General features: G+C 60.4%; 19 protein-coding genes. 8 read left to right on the forward strand and 11 right to left on the reverse strand.

The features are described from left to right. Nucleotides 1–13: 13 nt before the first annotated feature. Nucleotides 14–802, forward strand: coding sequence for a response regulator (locus AB7I51_RS10345; RefSeq protein ID WP_428404333.1), 789 nt, complete (start codon nucleotides 14–16; stop codon nucleotides 800–802). Between the two features lie 243 nt (nucleotides 803–1,045). Here AB7I51_RS10345 and AB7I51_RS10350 read toward each other — a convergent pair whose 3' ends face one another. Next, complete coding sequence (locus tag AB7I51_RS10350) at nucleotides 1,046–1,585, reverse strand: cupin domain-containing protein (protein ID WP_428404332.1); 540 nt, start codon at nucleotides 1,583–1,585, stop codon at nucleotides 1,046–1,048. Here AB7I51_RS10350 and AB7I51_RS10355 point away from each other — a divergent pair. The 3 genes from AB7I51_RS10355 (at nucleotide 1,569) to AB7I51_RS10365 (ending at nucleotide 3,065) form a co-directional block, all read left to right on the forward strand. Then, nucleotides 1,569–2,498 (forward strand): isoaspartyl peptidase/L-asparaginase family protein, encoded by a 930-nt coding sequence (locus AB7I51_RS10355; protein ID WP_428404331.1) that lies wholly within the window; start codon nucleotides 1,569–1,571, stop codon nucleotides 2,496–2,498. The genes AB7I51_RS10350 and AB7I51_RS10355 overlap by 17 nt on opposite strands. 69 nt (nucleotides 2,499–2,567) lie before the next feature. Then, a complete protein-coding gene (locus tag AB7I51_RS10360) occupies nucleotides 2,568–2,783 on the forward strand; it encodes a hypothetical protein (RefSeq protein WP_428404330.1) in 216 nt (71 codons plus the stop codon). Between the two features lie 3 nt (nucleotides 2,784–2,786). After that, on the forward strand, nucleotides 2,787–3,065 hold the full coding sequence (locus AB7I51_RS10365) for a hypothetical protein (RefSeq protein WP_428404329.1): 279 nt from the start codon (nucleotides 2,787–2,789) through the stop codon (nucleotides 3,063–3,065). A 146-nt stretch (nucleotides 3,066–3,211) separates the two neighbouring features. On the opposite strand, the gene AB7I51_RS10370 is transcribed toward AB7I51_RS10365, so the two are convergent. The 6 genes from AB7I51_RS10370 to AB7I51_RS10395 form a co-directional block, all read right to left on the reverse strand. Next, nucleotides 3,212–5,047, reverse strand: a complete 1,836-nt coding sequence (locus tag AB7I51_RS10370) for a carbamoyltransferase family protein (RefSeq protein WP_428404328.1) — start codon at nucleotides 5,045–5,047, stop codon at nucleotides 3,212–3,214. A 6-nt stretch (nucleotides 5,048–5,053) separates the two neighbouring features. Continuing rightward, on the reverse strand, nucleotides 5,054–5,200 hold the full coding sequence (locus tag AB7I51_RS10375; RefSeq protein ID WP_409980301.1) for a DUF5989 family protein: 147 nt from the start codon (nucleotides 5,198–5,200) through the stop codon (nucleotides 5,054–5,056). A 12-nt stretch (nucleotides 5,201–5,212) separates the two neighbouring features. After that, entirely contained in the window at nucleotides 5,213–5,629 is a 417-nt protein-coding gene (locus AB7I51_RS10380) for an SxtJ family membrane protein (RefSeq protein ID WP_428404327.1), read from the reverse strand. 231 nt (nucleotides 5,630–5,860) lie between these two features. Continuing rightward, entirely contained in the window at nucleotides 5,861–6,010 is a 150-nt protein-coding gene (locus tag AB7I51_RS10385; RefSeq protein WP_428404326.1) for a lmo0937 family membrane protein, read from the reverse strand. A gap of 37 nt (nucleotides 6,011–6,047) precedes the next feature. Next, the gene (gene hdeA, locus AB7I51_RS10390; protein ID WP_428404325.1) at nucleotides 6,048–6,380 is read right to left on the reverse strand and encodes an acid-activated periplasmic chaperone HdeA; all 333 of its coding nucleotides are present in this window, start codon (nucleotides 6,378–6,380) and stop codon (nucleotides 6,048–6,050) included. Nucleotides 6,381–6,485: 105 nt separating this feature from the next. Next, nucleotides 6,486–7,277 (reverse strand): TOBE domain-containing protein, encoded by a 792-nt coding sequence (locus tag AB7I51_RS10395; RefSeq protein WP_428404324.1) that lies wholly within the window; start codon nucleotides 7,275–7,277, stop codon nucleotides 6,486–6,488. Nucleotides 7,278–7,749: 472 nt separating this feature from the next. On the opposite strand from AB7I51_RS10395, the gene AB7I51_RS10400 reads away from it, so the two are divergent. Genes AB7I51_RS10400 through AB7I51_RS10410 form a run of 3 tightly spaced genes read left to right on the forward strand, consistent with a single transcriptional unit; the run spans nucleotide 7,750 to nucleotide 12,592 of the window. Beyond that, a complete protein-coding gene (locus tag AB7I51_RS10400) occupies nucleotides 7,750–9,051 on the forward strand; it encodes an ABC transporter substrate-binding protein (RefSeq protein ID WP_428404323.1) in 1,302 nt (433 codons plus the stop codon). After that, nucleotides 9,048–10,346 (forward strand): di-heme oxidoredictase family protein, encoded by a 1,299-nt coding sequence (locus tag AB7I51_RS10405; RefSeq protein WP_428404322.1) that lies wholly within the window; start codon nucleotides 9,048–9,050, stop codon nucleotides 10,344–10,346. Before AB7I51_RS10400 ends, AB7I51_RS10405 begins: the two co-directional genes overlap by 4 nt. Before the next feature lie 14 nt (nucleotides 10,347–10,360). Then, nucleotides 10,361–12,592, forward strand: coding sequence for a TonB-dependent receptor plug domain-containing protein (locus AB7I51_RS10410; RefSeq protein ID WP_428404321.1), 2,232 nt, complete (start codon nucleotides 10,361–10,363; stop codon nucleotides 12,590–12,592). Nucleotides 12,593–12,746: 154 nt separating this feature from the next. Here the strand turns inward: AB7I51_RS10410 and AB7I51_RS10415 are convergent, their stop codons facing one another. After that, complete coding sequence (locus AB7I51_RS10415; RefSeq protein WP_428404320.1) at nucleotides 12,747–13,643, reverse strand: hypothetical protein; 897 nt, start codon at nucleotides 13,641–13,643, stop codon at nucleotides 12,747–12,749. Nucleotides 13,644–14,011: 368 nt separating this feature from the next. Then, nucleotides 14,012–14,221 (reverse strand): hypothetical protein, encoded by a 210-nt coding sequence (locus tag AB7I51_RS10420; protein WP_428404319.1) that lies wholly within the window; start codon nucleotides 14,219–14,221, stop codon nucleotides 14,012–14,014. A 190-nt stretch (nucleotides 14,222–14,411) separates the two neighbouring features. On the opposite strand from AB7I51_RS10420, the gene AB7I51_RS10425 reads away from it, so the two are divergent. Beyond that, entirely contained in the window at nucleotides 14,412–14,990 is a 579-nt protein-coding gene (locus tag AB7I51_RS10425; protein ID WP_428404318.1) for an HdeD family acid-resistance protein, read from the forward strand. A 173-nt stretch (nucleotides 14,991–15,163) separates the two neighbouring features. Here AB7I51_RS10425 and AB7I51_RS10430 read toward each other — a convergent pair whose 3' ends face one another. Further along, nucleotides 15,164–15,370 carry a hypothetical protein gene (locus tag AB7I51_RS10430; RefSeq protein WP_428404317.1) on the reverse strand — a complete coding sequence of 69 codons (207 nt, stop codon included), beginning with the start codon at nucleotides 15,368–15,370 and terminating at the stop codon, nucleotides 15,164–15,166. A 134-nt stretch (nucleotides 15,371–15,504) separates the two neighbouring features. Then, nucleotides 15,505–15,984: a tRNA (N6-threonylcarbamoyladenosine(37)-N6)-methyltransferase TrmO gene (tsaA, locus tag AB7I51_RS10435; protein ID WP_428406192.1), complete on the reverse strand. Its 480-nt coding sequence runs from the start codon at nucleotides 15,982–15,984 to the stop codon at nucleotides 15,505–15,507. Between the last annotated feature and the right edge of the window lie 203 nt (nucleotides 15,985–16,187).

Consider the following 16,187-nt stretch of genomic DNA (forward strand, 5'->3'; position numbering starts at 1 on the left):
ACAGGATGAAGCAATGAATCTTTCCCGTGAAATCGCGGTGCACTTGCCCTATTTGCGTCGCTTCGCGAGGGCGCTTTGCGGCTCGCAAAAAAGCGGCGACGCTTACGTTGTCGCAACGCTTGAGGCGCTGGTGTCGGACCCGGACGATTTCCCCACGAATATGTCGCCAAAAGTCGGGCTTTACCATCTTTTCATGGCTTCCTGGTCGTCGATCCGACTGAACACGGAGACGTCGCCCACCGACGAAATTTCTGCAGCGCAGCGCAACATCAGCATGCTGACGCCTCGATCGCGGCAGGCCTTTTTGCTGCGCACGGTTGAAGGCTTCTGCGTGGCGGACGCCGCTGCAATATTGGGCGTGACCGAAGCGGAGGTCGAAGCGCTCGTGAGAGACGCCGGCCGAGAAATCGCCGAACACGTCGCGACGGACGTGCTCATTATCGAGGATGAATCTCTGATTGCGCAGGACATCGAATTCATCGCGCGCGACCTCGGCCATCGCGTGATCGGCGTCGCGCGCACGCATGAGGAGGCGCTAGAACTCGCCAAACGCCAGCGCCCCGGGCTGATCCTCGCTGACATTCAACTCGCGGACGGCAGCTCAGGGCTGAACGCCGTCAACGAATTACTTGAAAGCTTTGACGCCCCGGTCATTTTCATTACCGCATTTCCGGAACGGCTGCTCACCGGAGAGCGGCCGGAGCCTGCCTTTCTCATCAGCAAGCCCTATAAGGTGGATACGGTTAAGGCCACAATCAGCCAGGCGCTATTTTTCGAGCGCAAGGCGTCTCGCGCACTATAGCAGGCTCGCGCTCCCGAGATTCCGATCGGCGACGCCGCTGCTCGAAAGTGCATCTTGAGACTGTGGTCCCGCGCGGAGGGCCGATCCAATTGCGAGCGATGAGCCTTTAGGGTCGAGCGCTTTCACTTCCAGGGTCAAGCCGCCCGGTCGAGCGCGTTGCCGACAATTCTGCGCGCTCGCGCTCGCCTACTGGACCTGCGAAAGCAAGCGGCGAGCAAGGATGGTGACGGGTCTGAAGATCATCTACCTTTTTGTTGGGTAGAGAATGACGTGCTCCTGTTCGTTCCCATCTGTGCGGGCGACGATCGCGATCGCCGGCTCGCTGTCGCTCAGGTTCACCGGCTGATGGGGCACGTCCGGCGGAATAAAGATGAAATCTCCCGCGACGTTTACGATGCTCTTTTCAAGATGTTCTCCATAGCGCGTTTCGACGCGGCCTTGCAAAAGATAGATCGCTGACTCATGGCCCTTATGGATGTGCGCCGCCGCCTTGCCGCCTGGAGGAATCACTACTTTAAGCAACGACAGTCCCTTTGAGCCGACGGTCTTCGTGGAGATTCCAGGAAAGAAAGGCAGGTCCTGCTTGGATCGCGTCGCTTGGTCGACGCGCACGGTGACGATGTCCTTTCCGTCCCTTTCGCCTATGATCGACGTTTCCGACGCTGCAGGCGCCGCGAGCGCGGCGAAGATCAAGGAAACAAGCAATGTGTTGCGCATGGCGTTCACCCGAATTTCTTGGCGTTCGAAACTATAGCGCAAACGCCAGATGAAGCGGCAATTCACTGGTCAAGCCGCGACGGACTTCTCGCTGATGATCCATGGCGGCGCCGGCGCGATCCGCGATCCTCAGCGTTACGGGCCCTCGTTGCGCGCGATTGTCGAGTCGGGCGCGCGCCTTCTGGCGGCGGGCTCGTCGGCGCTAGACGCTGTGGTCCATTGCGTCGCGCTGCTTGAAGACGATCCTCTGTTCAACGCCGGTCGGGGCGCGGTGCTGAACGCGGAAGGCGACGTCCTTTGCGATGCATCGGTGATGGACGGCCGAACGCTTAAGGCCGGCGCGGCGGCGGCGGTCCGTGCCGTAAGAAATCCAGCGCGTCTTGCTTATGAAGTCATGGAAAATAGCGGCCATGTGCTGCTCGTCGGCGAGGGCGCGGAACGCTTTGCGCGCGAGCGGCAGTTGAGGTTCGAGAGCGAGGATTACTTCAAAACGCAAGAGCGCGTCGCGCAGTTGGCGAAAGCGAAGCGCGAGCGCGCAATTGCGCTCGATCATTCGGGCGTCGCCGATGGGAAGCTCGGCACTGTCGGCGCCGTCGCGCGCGACCGTAACGGCGACCTTGCGGCGGCGACGTCGACTGGCGGCGTCGTCAATCAGCTTTGCGGCCGTGTCGGCGATTCGCCGATCATCGGCGCCGGGACATTTGCCGACAACGCCAGTTGCGCCGTCTCATGCACGGGCGTCGGCGAGGATTTCATCCGCACCTCGCTGGCGCGCGCCGCCGCTTTCTTCATTGAGTTTCGCGCCATGCCAGCCGAAGAGGCGGCGCGCGAGGCGATTCGCTATCTCGTCGCCAAGGTGAACGGCCAGGGCGGCCTCATTATCGTGGACCGGGAGGGAAGATATGGCCAGGCGCATTCGACCCCGGGCATGCTGACCGCGGCGTTCGTCGGCGGCGTCGCGAGGGTGGGCGTAACATAGCAGTCATCTTTCACGGATTCTTGAGCGCGGCGCATTTCGCCGGCGCGCGGCGAGCCTTTGGACGAGCGGATGTCTGCGATCGAACGCAATTTGCGCCAGCGGCGCGACGAAGCTCGACGCGGCGTCGCCCGCAATCATGAAGCGGCACATCAGATCCTGCGCGGCTGTATTGAAAATGTCGACAATGACGAGTTTCGGCGCGCTGCGCCCGATCACGCCGCGCGCGCGAAGAAATACCAAGAGCGCAGGCCGGGGCCGGGCAGGAAGGGGCAAGGCGTCGCGTAAACTATGGACGAGATTTTCCCGTTTGATGTGATCGAAATCCATTTGCCGCTCCAAAAAAACAAAAATTCGGTGCGTCGGATGCGTTTCGCTACGCACAGGAAAGACGCTTCCTCCGTCGCCTCCAATGCGGGCGTGATGCGCCGAAACAGCAATCGCGGTTTTATCGCCGCCCTGAAGTGGCCTTTGCAAGTCGGCTGGAGCGAGATCGTCGAAAGGCGAGGCTGGGTTGAAACTCATAACGGACAATCTCTGAGGGCCGCGTTTCGACGAATAATTTTGTAGGGCGCGCCGCAACTGACGGCGCCATCCATCCTGTTGTGAGAATTAGACTTTTTAGAGACGTCGGCGATGCTGGCGTTCTGTCGTCGAACGCTCAGCGCAGCGAAATAAGCCGTTGAGACCCGACGCCGACGCGTCGTTAGCCGATTCTAATCGAGTTCGAACTTCTCCTTATAGTCGTGCTTGAGCGAAGCGTCCTGATTCTCTTTGCGCAGATAACAATCGCCGATCGCCAGAGCGTCCATTTCCGTGCCCATGAAACAGCCGAAGGCGTCCTCGGGCGTGCAGACGATGGGTTCGCCGCGCACATTAAAGCTCGTGTTGACCAGCACAGGACAGGCGGTCATTCGCTTGAATGTTGACAGCAGCGCATAATAGCGCGGGTTGGTCTCCTTATGCACCGTCTGGATTCGCGCCGAATAATCGACGTGGGTCACGGCGGGAATGGCGCTGCGCGGCACATTCAGCTTGTCGATGCCAAACAAGGCCTGCTGCTCGGCGGTCATTGCGAGACGATGCTTCTCCGCGACATCGGCGACAAGCAGCATGTAAGGAGAATCGCCGTCGAGTTCGAACCAGTCGGCGACATCCTCACGGAGAACCGAGGGCGCGAAGGGGCGAAACGACTCGCGATATTTGATTTTCAAATTGAGGGTTTTCTGCATCGTGGCCGAACGCGGGTCGCCGAGGATCGATCGTCCGCCAAGCGCGCGCGGCCCGAATTCCATTCGGCCCTGGAACCAGCCGACGGCGCGCTCGGCCGCGAGATCCCGCGCCGCCGCTTCGATCAGTTCGCTTTCCGCCATCGTCTCGAATTTGGCGCCGATGGCGTGCAGCCGGCTTTCGATCTCGGCCTGCGAGAAGGACGGGCCGAGATAGGAGCCGTGCATGGCGTCGCCGGCGCCGTTGACGCTACGTGGATTTTTCTTGTGGTGGTAATAAGCGGCGAGCGCCGCGCCGAGCGCGCCGCCGGCGTCGCCGGCCGCAGGCTGAATCCAGATTTGATCGAAGCTGCCGTCGCGCAAAAGCTTCCCGTTGGCGACGCAATTCAGCGCGACGCCGCCAGCAAGACAAAGATTTCGGGCGCCGGTCTCCTTGGCGAGATCGCGGGTAAGTCTGAGGACAATCTCCTCAGTGACCGCCTGTATCGACGCCGCGATGTCCATATGACGCTGCGTCAGCAATTCTTCCGGCTTGCGGGCCGGGCCGCCGAAAAGCGCATCGAACTTTGCGTTGGTCATCCGCAATCCGGTGCAATAGTCGAAATATGACTGATCGAGCCGGAAGGTGCCGTCCGGTTTGAGGTCGATGAGGCGATCGACGATCAATTCGGCGTATTTCGGCTCGCCATAGGGGGCGAGGCCCATCAGCTTGTATTCGCCGGAGTTCACTTTGAACCCGGTGTAGTAGGTGAAAGCCGAATAGAGCAGGCCCAGCGAATGCGGGAAGCGAAGTTCGCGCTGCATCGTCAGCTGATCGCCGTCGCCGAAGGCGACCGAGGTCGTCGCCCACTCGCCGACCCCATCCATCGTTAGAACGACCGCGTCCCTGAAAGGAGAGGGGTAGAAGGCGCTGGCGGCGTGGCTGAAGTGATGTTCGGCGAACAACAGTCTCGCCGCCCAGTCGACATCGGCCGAATAGGCCTTCATCTCCTTCAGCAATAGCGATTTCTGGAATAGCTTTTCCCGCAGCCACAGCGGCAGCGCCGTCTTGAAAGACTGGAATCCGCGCGGCGCGAAGGCGACATAGGTTTCGAGCAGCCGTTCGAATTTGACGAACGGCTTATCGTAAAAGGCGACGAAATCTATATCGCCAGGCGTGGCGCGCGCGGCTTGAAGACAATAATCGATAGCGTGACGCGGAAAGCGGGAGTCGTGCTTTTTGCGCGAGAATCGTTCTTCCTGAGCGGCGGCGATGATTTCGCCATCCTCCACCACGGCGGCTGCGCTGTCGTGGTAGAAGGCGGAGATGCCAAGTATGCGCATCGCAATTTAGAAGAGCGTGTAGATGAACGGAGCGACCGCGGTGCCTTGCAGAACGATCAGCGCGCCGATCAGCAGCATGATCACCAGCACCGGCGCCATCCAGTATTTCTTTCGGGTTTTCAGATAGTCCCAAAGCTCGAGCAGAAAACTCATATTTCTCTCTCCTCAGAACTGCTTGCTCATGTCGCTCGCCTCGTCGGGCGTATTGCGCATGGTCCAGTAGGAACTCGCGTTCTTGTCGAACGTAAGCTTGAGCGGGTCGGCGCGAAGCGCCCGGAACAGCATCGCAATCGGCAGGATCACGCCAAAGAACAGAAAGCCCATGATGATCGGGTTGGTGATCTTGTGCAGCGCCAAGCCGAGCTTGAACCACAGCCGGTTGAGCGGCCGCAATCGCGCCGGGACAAGCAATGCCGCGGCGGCGAAGCAGAGCGCCGCGGCGAGCCCCCAGAAACTCGGCGCTTCCCCGCGCCAAATCGGCAGTAGGCTGATGATCGCAATCGCTGCAGCGATCACGAATCCGAACGATCGATCGGAGCCCATCGGCGCTGAACGATCTCTCGAGAAATCCTCGTGCGACATTTAGACGAGACCCCCAAGCCGCCTCGACCGAAACTATCTCCAACCCCCGCGAACATCAAACGTTCGCGAAGGTTCAAAATTTGCGCGCCGCATCACTTGAGAGTGCGAATAATGGATCGCGCGGCATGGATCAAGCGGCCGAACCTGCAGCGAAGCCTGTGGCGCGTGATTTCCGTCGTATTTTCTGCGCGTTACTTTGCCGGCGCCGGGCCTTCTGCATGGATCGACGCATTAAAGGATGCTGCGGCCCCGAATGACGCGCAGAAGGATGACGATGATCGCGATGACCAGCAGAATATGGATGAAGCCGCCCATCGTATAGGAGGAGACGAGTCCGAAGAGCCACATGATGATGAGGATGACGGCGATCAGTTCAAGCATCGTTCAGCGTCCCATTGCCAGTCCGCGGGCGAAAGCCTCACAGCTTCTTGCCAAGCGATTTTGCGTCATCCTCGACTTTCTTCCAAGCGCCCTTCAGCTTGCTCCAGAAAGACTCTTTCGGCGCTTTCTTGCAGTCGTCGATGACCATCGGAATGACCTTCTCGGCGCCTTCAATATCGACGGCCGATCCAAGCGCCTTGCCTGCTTTGGTCTGAGCAGAGGACCAGTAGATCACCTTCGGCTGAAATTGCTCGTCGACCTCCAGGAATTCCTCGCAGGTCCATTTGGCCGTCGGCTTTTTCGTTTCAGCGAAGACGTTCGTCGCACAAAAGGATAATGCGGCGGCGGCGATGAAATAAATTCGCTTCATAGTTTGCTCCTTTAGCTGAGGCTACCGCGGAAACGACCCGAAACATTATTGCGGAATCGAGCCCATTTCCAGTTGCGCCGCCATGATCGATGGCTTTGGATCGGGCTATTCAACCGCCAAAATGACATCGGACGGATCGAAGGTCGCCAGGGCGGCGTCCCCTTCCTTCAATCCCATGTCTTCAACAAGGCGGCGCGGAATCACCGCCGTCATTGTTTTTCCGAACCCGATGTCGAGCAGAATTTCGCTATTGCGTTCGGCGTCGACCCGCTGTTTGACGACGCCGCGAAAACAGTTGCGCCGCAGCGGCGTCGCGTCGGTCGCGAGCGCCAGATTGACGAAGGACGACTTGATGAGCGCCAGCGCCTTGCGTCCTGGCGAAAGATGCAATTGCTCCGCCGATTCATTGGTGACGATCGCGAGGATCGTGTCCTTTTCGGAAACGCGCAGCGTTACTTCGACGTCCACCGGCCATTTTTTCACCTGAATCACTTCAGCGCGAAAAACATTGCGCGCCGAAATCGTCATGCCGGCGGTCCAGAGCAGGAAATCCTCCGCGCCGGCGAGACCTTCTTCGGCGATCGTCTCCGATATGCGCGCAAGCTTTTCTTCGAGGCGGTGGAAGGTGGCGATCAACCGGCGCCCCTCCTCGGTCACTTCGGCGCCGCCGCCACTGCGGCCGCCCGCCTTGGTGACGAAGGCCGGCGTCGGCAGCAGATTGTTGATCGCGTTCACCGCGTCCCACGCCGCCTTATAGCTGAAGCCGGCGGCCTTGGCGGCCTTGGTGATGCTGCCATGGGCCGCGACCGCCTCCAAGAGCTTGACGCGATCGCGCCCGACAAGCAGTCGGCCCTCGCTGCGGAGCGCCAGTGAAGCATCGATTTTGCTTTCCGCCATGTCCGAGCCTCGCCTTCTCGCCCCGATACAGGGTCGAACGGTCGGAGGCAACTGGCTGAGGAAGGGCGATCCTTCGCCAAGCGTCCCTTTGGCGTTGAGCGCCTGTAAACGCAGATAGTTGATTGACCCAAAAAGTTTGGCGGCAGGCGATGCGCGCGATCGGACGCAGCCGTATCGCGGCAGGTTCTTCGCGGAGGTATTCGACTGTTGTGTTGAGTCAGGCCCAACAAAATTCGTAAGGCGCCCAATCGGCGACCGTCGGCGCACGGTCAATTGCTCACAATGCATTGAAATTTATAAATAACTTCCATGATTTTCGTAATATTTGTTAATCACATAGCGCTATGAGCGCTATCCTCGGCAAGCCGCCTATTCATTCGCCATTATCTGCATAAAATTCTAACATTGACTTTTATACAGTACGTTCGTAGTCAATAGTTATGTAGTTATGTTACATAACGATGTCCGCTCAATGAACCTCGCCCTCGCCGCCGCTGCAATCTCCTGCTTTATCAGCGTATTCGCCGCTGTTCCTGCGATGGCGGCGGACCAGGAGACCATCATTGTCGTCACCAGCTTTCCAGAAGAATTGACGACGCGCTACGAGCGCGAATTCGAACGCGGCCACCCGCAAATTCATGTCCAATTCGTCTGGAAGCAGTCGCGTGACGCGCTCGCCGAACTGTCCAAGCCGGAGCAGGGCAGCGCCGATATTTATTGGGCCCCGTCGCCGTCGAATTTCGCGCTGCTTCGCGACCGCGGCGCCTTTCGCAAAATATCGGTGGATCGAGCGGCGCTCCCCGGACGGCTCGGCGCGCAGCAACTTTCCGACCCGACGGGCCTTTTCGAGGCCTATGACGTCGCCGGCTATGGGATCGTCGCGAATCCCGGCGCGCTGACGGCCGCAGGACTTTCTGCGCCGCGACGCTGGCGCGACCTTGCCTCTCCCGAATATGCGCGGCGGATGGCCATGCCTGTCGCTGGCGAGGTCGGCTTTTCGCCTGCGCTCTATGACATTTTTCTGCAAAGCGAAGGCTGGGCGGAAGGCTGGCGACTTCTCAGCGAGATGGCGGGCGAGGCGACGCTGCTCGATTCCGGATTCGCGCCGGCGGCCTCAGTGCGCGAAGGCAAAGCGGCCCTCGCGCTGACGATCGATTTCATCGCCGGGATCGCCAGGGCCAATGGCGCGCCGGTCGAGATAATCTATCCCGAGCGCACGGCGTTCCTCCCCGCCCATGTCGCGATGACAGCCGGCTCGAGGCACGTCGCCGGCGCGCAGGCTTTCATCGACTTCCTGCTGTCGCGAGACGGTCAGCTCTTGTTGATGGAGCGCGACAGCCGCCGGCACCCTGCGCGACCCGACGCCTATCAGAACGCCCCCGAGGGATTGGCTAATCCCTTCACGCTGCCGGCGTCGACGCTCCTCGACTATGATTCAGAGATTGGCCGCCGACGGCCTTCGCTCATCGCGCTTCTATTCGATCTCGCGATTGTCGAAGGCCACGCCGAGAGCGCCGATTTATGGCGCAGGATTCACGACGCGGAGAATAAATTCGCTGGCGACGCCAAGGCCATGGCGGTCCTTGGCGAGGCGAGGACATTCGCCGGCTTCATTCCTGTTTCGGAAAGCGATTCGCACGCGACTGCCTTCCTCGAGCGCTTTGCCCGTCGCGACGCGGTCGATCCGCAACAGATCGCGCAATGGCGCGACCAGATCGCCTCTGCGCGGCGACAGGCGTACGACCTTGTTAAAAGCCTGGAGCCCGCGCCATGAAGCGGTTCGGCGTCCTGCTCTGCGCAATGGCGCTTGCCGGCGCCGCGCGCTACGAGGCGCATGGTCCTGAAAGCGAAGCCTTCATCCAGCCGATCGATGGGCTGGACGCCGACCATGCCGCAAGCTTTCGCAAGGGGAGCGGCATATTCCGCCAAGCCTGGATCATCGGGCCCTCGCAAGATCATCCCGACTTTGCCGGTCTCGGTCCGCTCTACAATCGGCTTTCCTGTATCGCCTGCCACGTCAAGAACGGGCGCGGCGCCGCGCCTGATAGCGAAAATGGCGTCGCGCGCACGATGGCGGCGAGGCTGAGCGTCGAAGGACGGGATGCGCATGGCGGACCGCGCGCCCATCCACATTACGGCGCTCAGCTCAATCCTGAAGGCGTTCCCGGCGTCGCTGGCGAAGGCCAGGCGATCGTCGACTACGCCGAATTCGATGTGACGCTTGCCGACGGCGAAACAATAACGCTTCGTCGGCCGACGCTTTCCTTCCGCAATCTTGCTTATGGCGCGCTTGGGCCACAGACGAAGACCTCGCTGCGCAATGCGCCGCCTGTCTTCGGCCTGGGCTTGCTCGAGGCCGTCAGCGACGCCGAAATTCTTGCGGGCAGGGGCAGGCCGAATTTCGTCTTCAGCGTGGAGACTGGCCGGAACGCGCTTGGCCGCTTCGGACTGAAAGCCAATCAGCCGAGTCTCAAGCAGCAGATCGCGAATGCATTCGTCGAAGACATCGGCGTAACCTCGTCGCTGTTTCCCGTCGAGAGCTGCGCGCCGACTCAAAGCGCATGTCTCGGCGGCGCATCGAAGCTGGAATTGACCGACGCGCAACTCGACGCTGTCGTAACCTATATCCGCGCGCTCGCGCCGCCGGCGCGACGCAATCTCGACGATCGGCGCGTCACGGACGGCGAAAGCCTGTTTCGCGCGATCGGCTGTGCGGACTGCCATCGCGATACGCTGCATGTTGCGGACTTTGCGTTACAGCCGGCGCTCGATGGCGTTGCGATCCATCCCTACACCGATCTCCTGCTGCACGACATGGGCGAAGCGCTCGCCGACGGCCGCGAGGACTTCGACGCCGGCCCGCGCGATTGGCGAACGCCGCCGCTCTGGGGATTAAGCCTCGCCGGCAAGGGCGGCGACGGCGCCAATTTTCTGCATGACGGCAGGGCGCGCACGCCGGCCGAGGCGATCCTCTGGCACGGCGGCGAAGCGCAAACCTCCGCCGACGCCTTCCGCAACCTTCCCGAACCCAAGCGCCAGGCGCTGCTCGCTTTCCTCAACTCTCTCTGACGACCATGGGGGCAATGATGACCAGACTGCTGACGACGACGGCGATTTCAGGCGGCGTGCTTCTAACCCTTGCGGCGCCCCTAAGCGCGCAAACGGCGTTGCCGCCGATCGAAGTGCATGCGCCTAAAGCCTTCGAACTCGGTCGGATCAAAGTCGGGGCGCGTCGCCTCGGCGTTCCGACAAGAGTCGCCGAGCCCGGCGAAGGCGATGGCGCCGGCGAGGACGCATCTCCTGCGACGTCGACGGCCCCGACGGCTCCAAAGGCGAAAGCCGACAATGGTCCGACGCCCGCGCAGCACACCGACGACTTCGGCGGCTATACGATCACCAACCGGCAGATGGAGACCTTTGCGCGGCCGACGCTCGACAGCGCGGTCAATATCGCGCCCGGCGTCAACAGTCAGATCTCCGGCAACTCCCGCAATGAACAGAATATCTATGTGCGCGGTTTCGATCGCTGGCAGGTGCCCCTCACCGTTGACGGCGTTCGCGTCTATCTGCCGGTCGACAACAGGCTCGATTTCGCGCGCTTTCTCACCGCCGACATCGCGGCAGTGCAGATCGCCAAAGGCTATGTTTCAGTGCTTGATGGTCCCGGCGGCATGGGCGGCCAGATCAATCTGGTGTCGCGTCGTCCAACCCGAGAGATCGAAGCCGAATGGCGCACCAGATTCGAGTTCGGCCGCGACGGAACGTTCCTGGGACCGATGACCTACGGTTTCGCGGGAACGAAGCACGACCTTTGGTATGCGCAGCTTAGCGGCACGTTCCAAAATCTCGACGGATGGATGCTGCCAGCGAGCTATCGCTCGACGCTGGCGCAGGGACCGGGCATGCGCGGGCAATCCTATACGCAAGACTATAACGTCAATGCGCGGGTGGCCGCGACGCCCAACGCCACCGACGAATATTCCTTAACCTTCAGCCGCCAGGACGGCCAAAAAGGCGCGCCGCTTCACATCACCGATCCGCTCTCCACGCAGCGCTTCTGGCGATGGCCCTATTGGCGCGTGCAGAACCTCTATTTTCTGTCAAAGACTCAACTCAATGAAGCGGCCTATGTAAAGACGCGCGCCTATTGGAGCAAATTTGACAATTCGCTCGTCGGCTACGACGACCCTTCTTTCTTCAATCAGTCTTTGCCCAAATCCTTTAACAGCGCTTACGCCGATTATGCGCTCGGCGCGGAGGTCGAGGCGGGGACGCAGATCGGCGACGTCGACACGCTGAAAGCGCTGTTCTTCTATCGGCTCGACAATCATTCCGAATGGCAGGAATATTTCGGACGGAATATTTTAGGCAAGCGCTCGGGCTGCGTGCGCAACGTTCCCTGCTTCACCCAGCCGATCATTTCGAGCATTGAGGACACCTATTCGGCGGCGGTCGAGAACACATTCCATCCAAGGCCAGACGTCGATATCGTTTCGGGCTTCAGCTGGGATTGGCGGCATCTGCGCCAGGCGCAAGGCTTCGCCGTTCCGCAGGGCGTCATCGACTATCGACCCATCGATGTGCAGGCCCCGAACTATCAGGGCGCCGCCATCTGGCATTATACCGATACGGACCGAGTCTACTTCAATGGCTCCAGCCGAACCCGCTATCCGACGCTGTTCGAACGTTTCAGCACGCGCTTTGGCGGCGCGACGTCGAATCCCGCGCTAAGGCCGGAACGGGCCACCAATTTCGACCTCGGCTGGTCGAGTGTTTTCGCGCCAGGAAGCCGAGTCTCGGTCGACGTCTTTTACAGCATCGTCGACCGCCTCATTCAAAGCGTGCCGGCGCCGCAGTTCGGCGTCAATGTCACGCAATCTCAAAACGTCGGCAGCGGCCGATTCTGGGGCGCGGAACTCTCCGCCGATTATTTTGTGCGTGAGGATTTCTCGCTCGGCGGCAATGTCACGCTGATGCGCCGTCGGGTCTATTCGCCTTCGATCATAAACTTCCAACCAACCGGGGTGCCGGACCTTAAAATGTTCTTTTACGCCGGTTACCGCCCCATTCCCGAGTTGACCTTGACGCCTAGCCTCGAAGTCGCTGGCGATCGCTGGACGAATGTAACGACTGGCCAATGGTACTATCGGACCGGCGCCTACTGTCTGACCAACTTCAACGTCGATTATCAGCCGGGGGACAATATCAAATTCTCGGCCGGCGTGCGCAACGCTTTCGACGACTATTATGTGCTCGCCGACGGTTATCCCTCTCCCGGCCGCAGCTTCTATCTCTCCTCGAAAGTGAATTTTTAGCGCGCCGCCCGACGGCGCGCCGTCTTTGCGAGAGAAGCGAAGCAATCCAAAACATGTAGTTCGATTGCTGGATTGCTTTGTCGCTTCGCTCCTCGCAATGACGAACTGAACGTCGGCGATCGGCGGCTCACGCTCCGCCGCGGGGACGGATCATCTAATTCAGCTTCGCGTCCCATGTCGGCGACTCCGGCGCGCGGAAATCGAAGTCCCAGACGAATTTTCTGATGACGTTGCAGCCGATGAGGAAGGAGACGCCGCGGCCGAGCGCGGCGCGCAAGCCGCCAAAGTCGTATGAGATCGCGTAAACATCGCGCAGCACGCGGCCGTGGCCCAAGTCGAGCGACTTGATCTTATACACTTTCGAGGCAATACGGGCGCCGGCGACGCCGCTCGCGCGCGCGTCGGCGTTCACGGCGGTGAAAAGCCGTTTATGCTTGCGTATAAATCGCTGATCGACCGCCGAAACTTCCGCGCCCGAGTCGAACAGCCCGACCGAAGCCGTCCTGCCGAAGCGTAGGTCGACGCCGACGAGACGTTTATCGGGTCCCAACCGCCGAAGCGGCTTAGGCTGGCTATTCGCCGTCATGTCGCCGAAAAAGACAAGCTCGCGGCGATCGATATCGAGGCTGAAGCGAGCGCCCCGGAAGAAATCGAGCCCCAAGAGGTCGTCGCCGCCGTCCGTCGGACAGCGCGCGATCTCATAATTGATTCGCGCGACATTGTTTCCCTCACTGGCGACGAGTTCGACCTTCGGCGCTTCGACGTCATCGCATTGCACTGTCGCGCCTGACGCTCCGGTCGAGACGCTTTCGCCGAGCGCCGGCATGTCCTTGTTCCAGGTCGCGAGCCTGATGCGCGTGCTCGAGGCTCCCGTGTCAAGGCGCATGGGCCCCATGACATTGCCGATGCGGACTTGCAGATATATGCGCCCGCCGAGATATTCACCCTCGGTCAAATTCAGCGGAATGACGGAGCGGCTCCTCTCGGCGCCGACGGCCGCGACCGGGAAGAGCAGAGCTGAGATAAAGGCTGCCGATCGAATGAATTTCATGTGCCTTTCCCGCTCCTGAACCGCCAAGGCGCCAGGAAACGCGCGTTGAGCTTCCGGCGCAAGCGCCGCGCAAATCGCGCATCTCGGCAGCCAGGGCGGCTAAGCCGGGCAGTTTACGATGGCGATTTCGGCGACCAGAGCGACTTTGCGAAAAGCGCCTGTGGAAAAAGCCCGATCGCCGGACGTCTGACGAGAAGTCTGGCGCCTTTGCTGCGGCCATGGAGCCAGGCGACGACTGCGTCTTGGCCGTTCGTATCGACCGCTGGAATCGAGCGGCCCATCATATCGACGCGCCGCCCCAGATATCCCTCGTCAGCCGGATGGCGGCCGAGGCGGGAAGGTCCGAAATCGGCGCTCCATCGCGCGCGCTAGGGAAAGGGCTTCCCGAATCCGCCGCGAAAGAACGCCCAGACATCGAGATCTTTGACGCCCGTCACGCCGTCCACATAATGCTGCGCCCCGCCCTGGCGGAGCGCCAGCAGAATCAGCCGGTCCTTGTATTGGCGCCCGACTGGCGTTCGAAAAACCCGGTCGCGCAATACGTCCTGCGCAACCGCGCTGAGCCGCGCGAGAGTCATGGGTCAGCGGCTCGTAACTGCGCTCGGCTTCCATGTTTTTTAAGAACGCGATGCTGGGCGTAATCTATTCGAGATTTTGGCTGAGTAGAACGCCGTCGCCGGTGAAATCGTCTCGTCGCAATTATCGGCTTGCTATTTGCCGTCGATCGGCAAAGATCGGATTTTCGCAACCTTGCCATGGATGACTTAGATGCAGCGACAGTTTGACTCTTTCGTTTCAAGCGCCCCCGACGTCCTCGCCGTTCATTGGGGCTGGGTCATCGCCCTTGGCATATTGGTGGGAGCGCTCGGAATCATCGCGATCCTGCGCGCCAGGATGGCGACCATCCTCACGGTCGGGTTCTTCGGCGTTCTGCTCATCGTCAGCGCCGTGTCCGTTCTCGTTTTCGCCTTTACGACGGCGGGCCTGTGGACCGACTTTTTCGTCCATGTGCTTTGGGCGGTCCTTCTGGCGATCGTCGGACTCATGCTTCTGACGCGGCCGGCGATGGGCGCCGAGGCGATCACGCTGCTTGTCGGCTTCTATTTCATCGCCGAAGGCGTGCTGATCATTGGCTTCGCCTTCACGTCCCACATCGAAGGGCTCTGGATGTATTTCATTCAGGGCGGCGTCGCGCTGATTCTCGGCGCGCTTTTGGTGGTCGGCTGGCCGTTCACCGGCCTTTGGGCGATCGGCACCTTTCTGGGCGTCGACCTACTGTTCAAAGGTTGGGGCATCATCGCGCTCGGCTTCGCCCTTCGCGCGATCTCCGAGGGCAATCTGCTGTAGGCGCGCAAGGGCTTGAATGTCATTCCCGACGCGCGAAGCGCGATCGGGAGTCCAGAGTCACAACAAGCATCTGAAAGTTGCTCTGGATTCCCGGCCAGCCTTCGGCTGCCGGGAATGACAGGCCCAGCGAACCGAGCAGCCGGGATTCTATCAGAGGACTTCGAAGGACCGTCTCAATCAAGGCCGCCGGTGGGATTGGCGAGCCAGTAGACGACGCAAAAGGCCGCCGTGATCAGGCCGGAGCCAAAAAAGGCGCCGGCCAAGCGCTCGTCGGGAATGGCGTAGCTCACGACGGACATCAGCAGTCCGAAGGCCGCGACATAGATCGGCCGCGGATCGCGCTCCGGCAGCTTTTCCAAAAGCTTTTTCCGCCAGCTCATGATTCGCAGCCCTCGCTGTTGCGACCGAAGCTATCGGAAACGCGTCGCAATCGTTAGGGGCGCCCCGGGCAGATATTTCGCACAGCGCGAGCCATTGACGGCTCGCGGTCGCATTCGCCTCCATGCCCGTCCAATCACTCAAACCGGTCGTCTGAGAGCTTTTTGCGTGCGGCGCCGCGCGAACGTTCGAACCATCCGCCGTACGCTTCGGGATGCGCGTCAAATTCGGGAACGTAAGGCTTTATGTCGATCAGCGGCGTCTCGTCCAATATATCGAGCTGAGTCACCGAGAGACGATTCTTGTTGATCTCGCGCAATCCGACAATCGAGAGGCCGATTGGATTGGGACGCGACGGAGCACGCGTCGAAAAAACACCGCGGGGACTCGTATCGAGAAATGGCAAAACACTAAGCTTGGACGGCTGCGCTCTGTGAAAGTGGTAGATCAATATCAGGTGCGAAAAACCTTCGACGTCACGCAACCCTTCCTGATATTGCGGGTCGATCTCAACAAAACCGTTTGCGCTCGCGTCGCTGACCGGCTGGACGGGCATATCGCTTAAGGTTTTGAAAGGGCTTCGGATGATCCCAATCGGACGATAGATAATGTCCATCCTGTTTCGTCACTTGTAGAGTAACCAGCAAATTTCAGGCTGCTGGCGTGCGACATACTCGTCCGGCGAAGCAGCGACTAGAGGGTGTTATGTACTTTCGGGAGGGATGGGTTTAATGGAATCGGATGGTTCCGATTCGCAAGCCTTATCCGTCTGATATCAGTGATGAAGAATGGTCGTTGGTTGCGCCGTATCTGACGCTG

Origin of the sequence: Methylocystis sp. (assembly GCF_050246715.1) — a bacterium.
Lineage (GTDB): Bacteria > Pseudomonadota > Alphaproteobacteria > Rhizobiales > Beijerinckiaceae > Methylocystis.

Excerpts from the sequence above, each read along its gene's own strand:
- AB7I51_RS10345 (WP_428404333.1), top strand. The coding sequence starts at position 14 with ATGAATCTTTCCCGTGAAATCGCGGTGCACTTGCCCTATTTGCGTCGC.
- AB7I51_RS10355 (WP_428404331.1), top strand. The coding sequence starts at position 1,569 with ATGAAGCGGCAATTCACTGGTCAAGCCGCGACGGACTTCTCGCTGATG.
- AB7I51_RS10360 (WP_428404330.1), top strand. The coding sequence starts at position 2,568 with ATGTCTGCGATCGAACGCAATTTGCGCCAGCGGCGCGACGAAGCTCGA.
- AB7I51_RS10365 (WP_428404329.1), top strand. The coding sequence starts at position 2,787 with ATGGACGAGATTTTCCCGTTTGATGTGATCGAAATCCATTTGCCGCTC.
- AB7I51_RS10370 (WP_428404328.1), bottom strand. The coding sequence starts at position 5,047 with ATGCGCATACTTGGCATCTCCGCCTTCTACCACGACAGCGCAGCCGCC.
- AB7I51_RS10375 (WP_409980301.1), bottom strand. The coding sequence starts at position 5,200 with ATGAGTTTTCTGCTCGAGCTTTGGGACTATCTGAAAACCCGAAAGAAA.
- AB7I51_RS10380 (WP_428404327.1), bottom strand. The coding sequence starts at position 5,629 with ATGTCGCACGAGGATTTCTCGAGAGATCGTTCAGCGCCGATGGGCTCC.
- AB7I51_RS10385 (WP_428404326.1), bottom strand. The coding sequence starts at position 6,010 with ATGCTTGAACTGATCGCCGTCATCCTCATCATCATGTGGCTCTTCGGA.
- hdeA (WP_428404325.1), bottom strand. The coding sequence starts at position 6,380 with ATGAAGCGAATTTATTTCATCGCCGCCGCCGCATTATCCTTTTGTGCG.
- AB7I51_RS10395 (WP_428404324.1), bottom strand. The coding sequence starts at position 7,277 with ATGGCGGAAAGCAAAATCGATGCTTCACTGGCGCTCCGCAGCGAGGGC.
- AB7I51_RS10400 (WP_428404323.1), top strand. The coding sequence starts at position 7,750 with ATGAACCTCGCCCTCGCCGCCGCTGCAATCTCCTGCTTTATCAGCGTA.
- AB7I51_RS10405 (WP_428404322.1), top strand. The coding sequence starts at position 9,048 with ATGAAGCGGTTCGGCGTCCTGCTCTGCGCAATGGCGCTTGCCGGCGCC.
- AB7I51_RS10410 (WP_428404321.1), top strand. The coding sequence starts at position 10,361 with ATGATGACCAGACTGCTGACGACGACGGCGATTTCAGGCGGCGTGCTT.
- AB7I51_RS10415 (WP_428404320.1), bottom strand. The coding sequence starts at position 13,643 with ATGAAATTCATTCGATCGGCAGCCTTTATCTCAGCTCTGCTCTTCCCG.
- AB7I51_RS10420 (WP_428404319.1), bottom strand. The coding sequence starts at position 14,221 with ATGACTCTCGCGCGGCTCAGCGCGGTTGCGCAGGACGTATTGCGCGAC.
- AB7I51_RS10425 (WP_428404318.1), top strand. The coding sequence starts at position 14,412 with ATGCAGCGACAGTTTGACTCTTTCGTTTCAAGCGCCCCCGACGTCCTC.
- AB7I51_RS10430 (WP_428404317.1), bottom strand. The coding sequence starts at position 15,370 with ATGAGCTGGCGGAAAAAGCTTTTGGAAAAGCTGCCGGAGCGCGATCCG.
- tsaA (WP_428406192.1), bottom strand. The coding sequence starts at position 15,984 with ATGGACATTATCTATCGTCCGATTGGGATCATCCGAAGCCCTTTCAAA.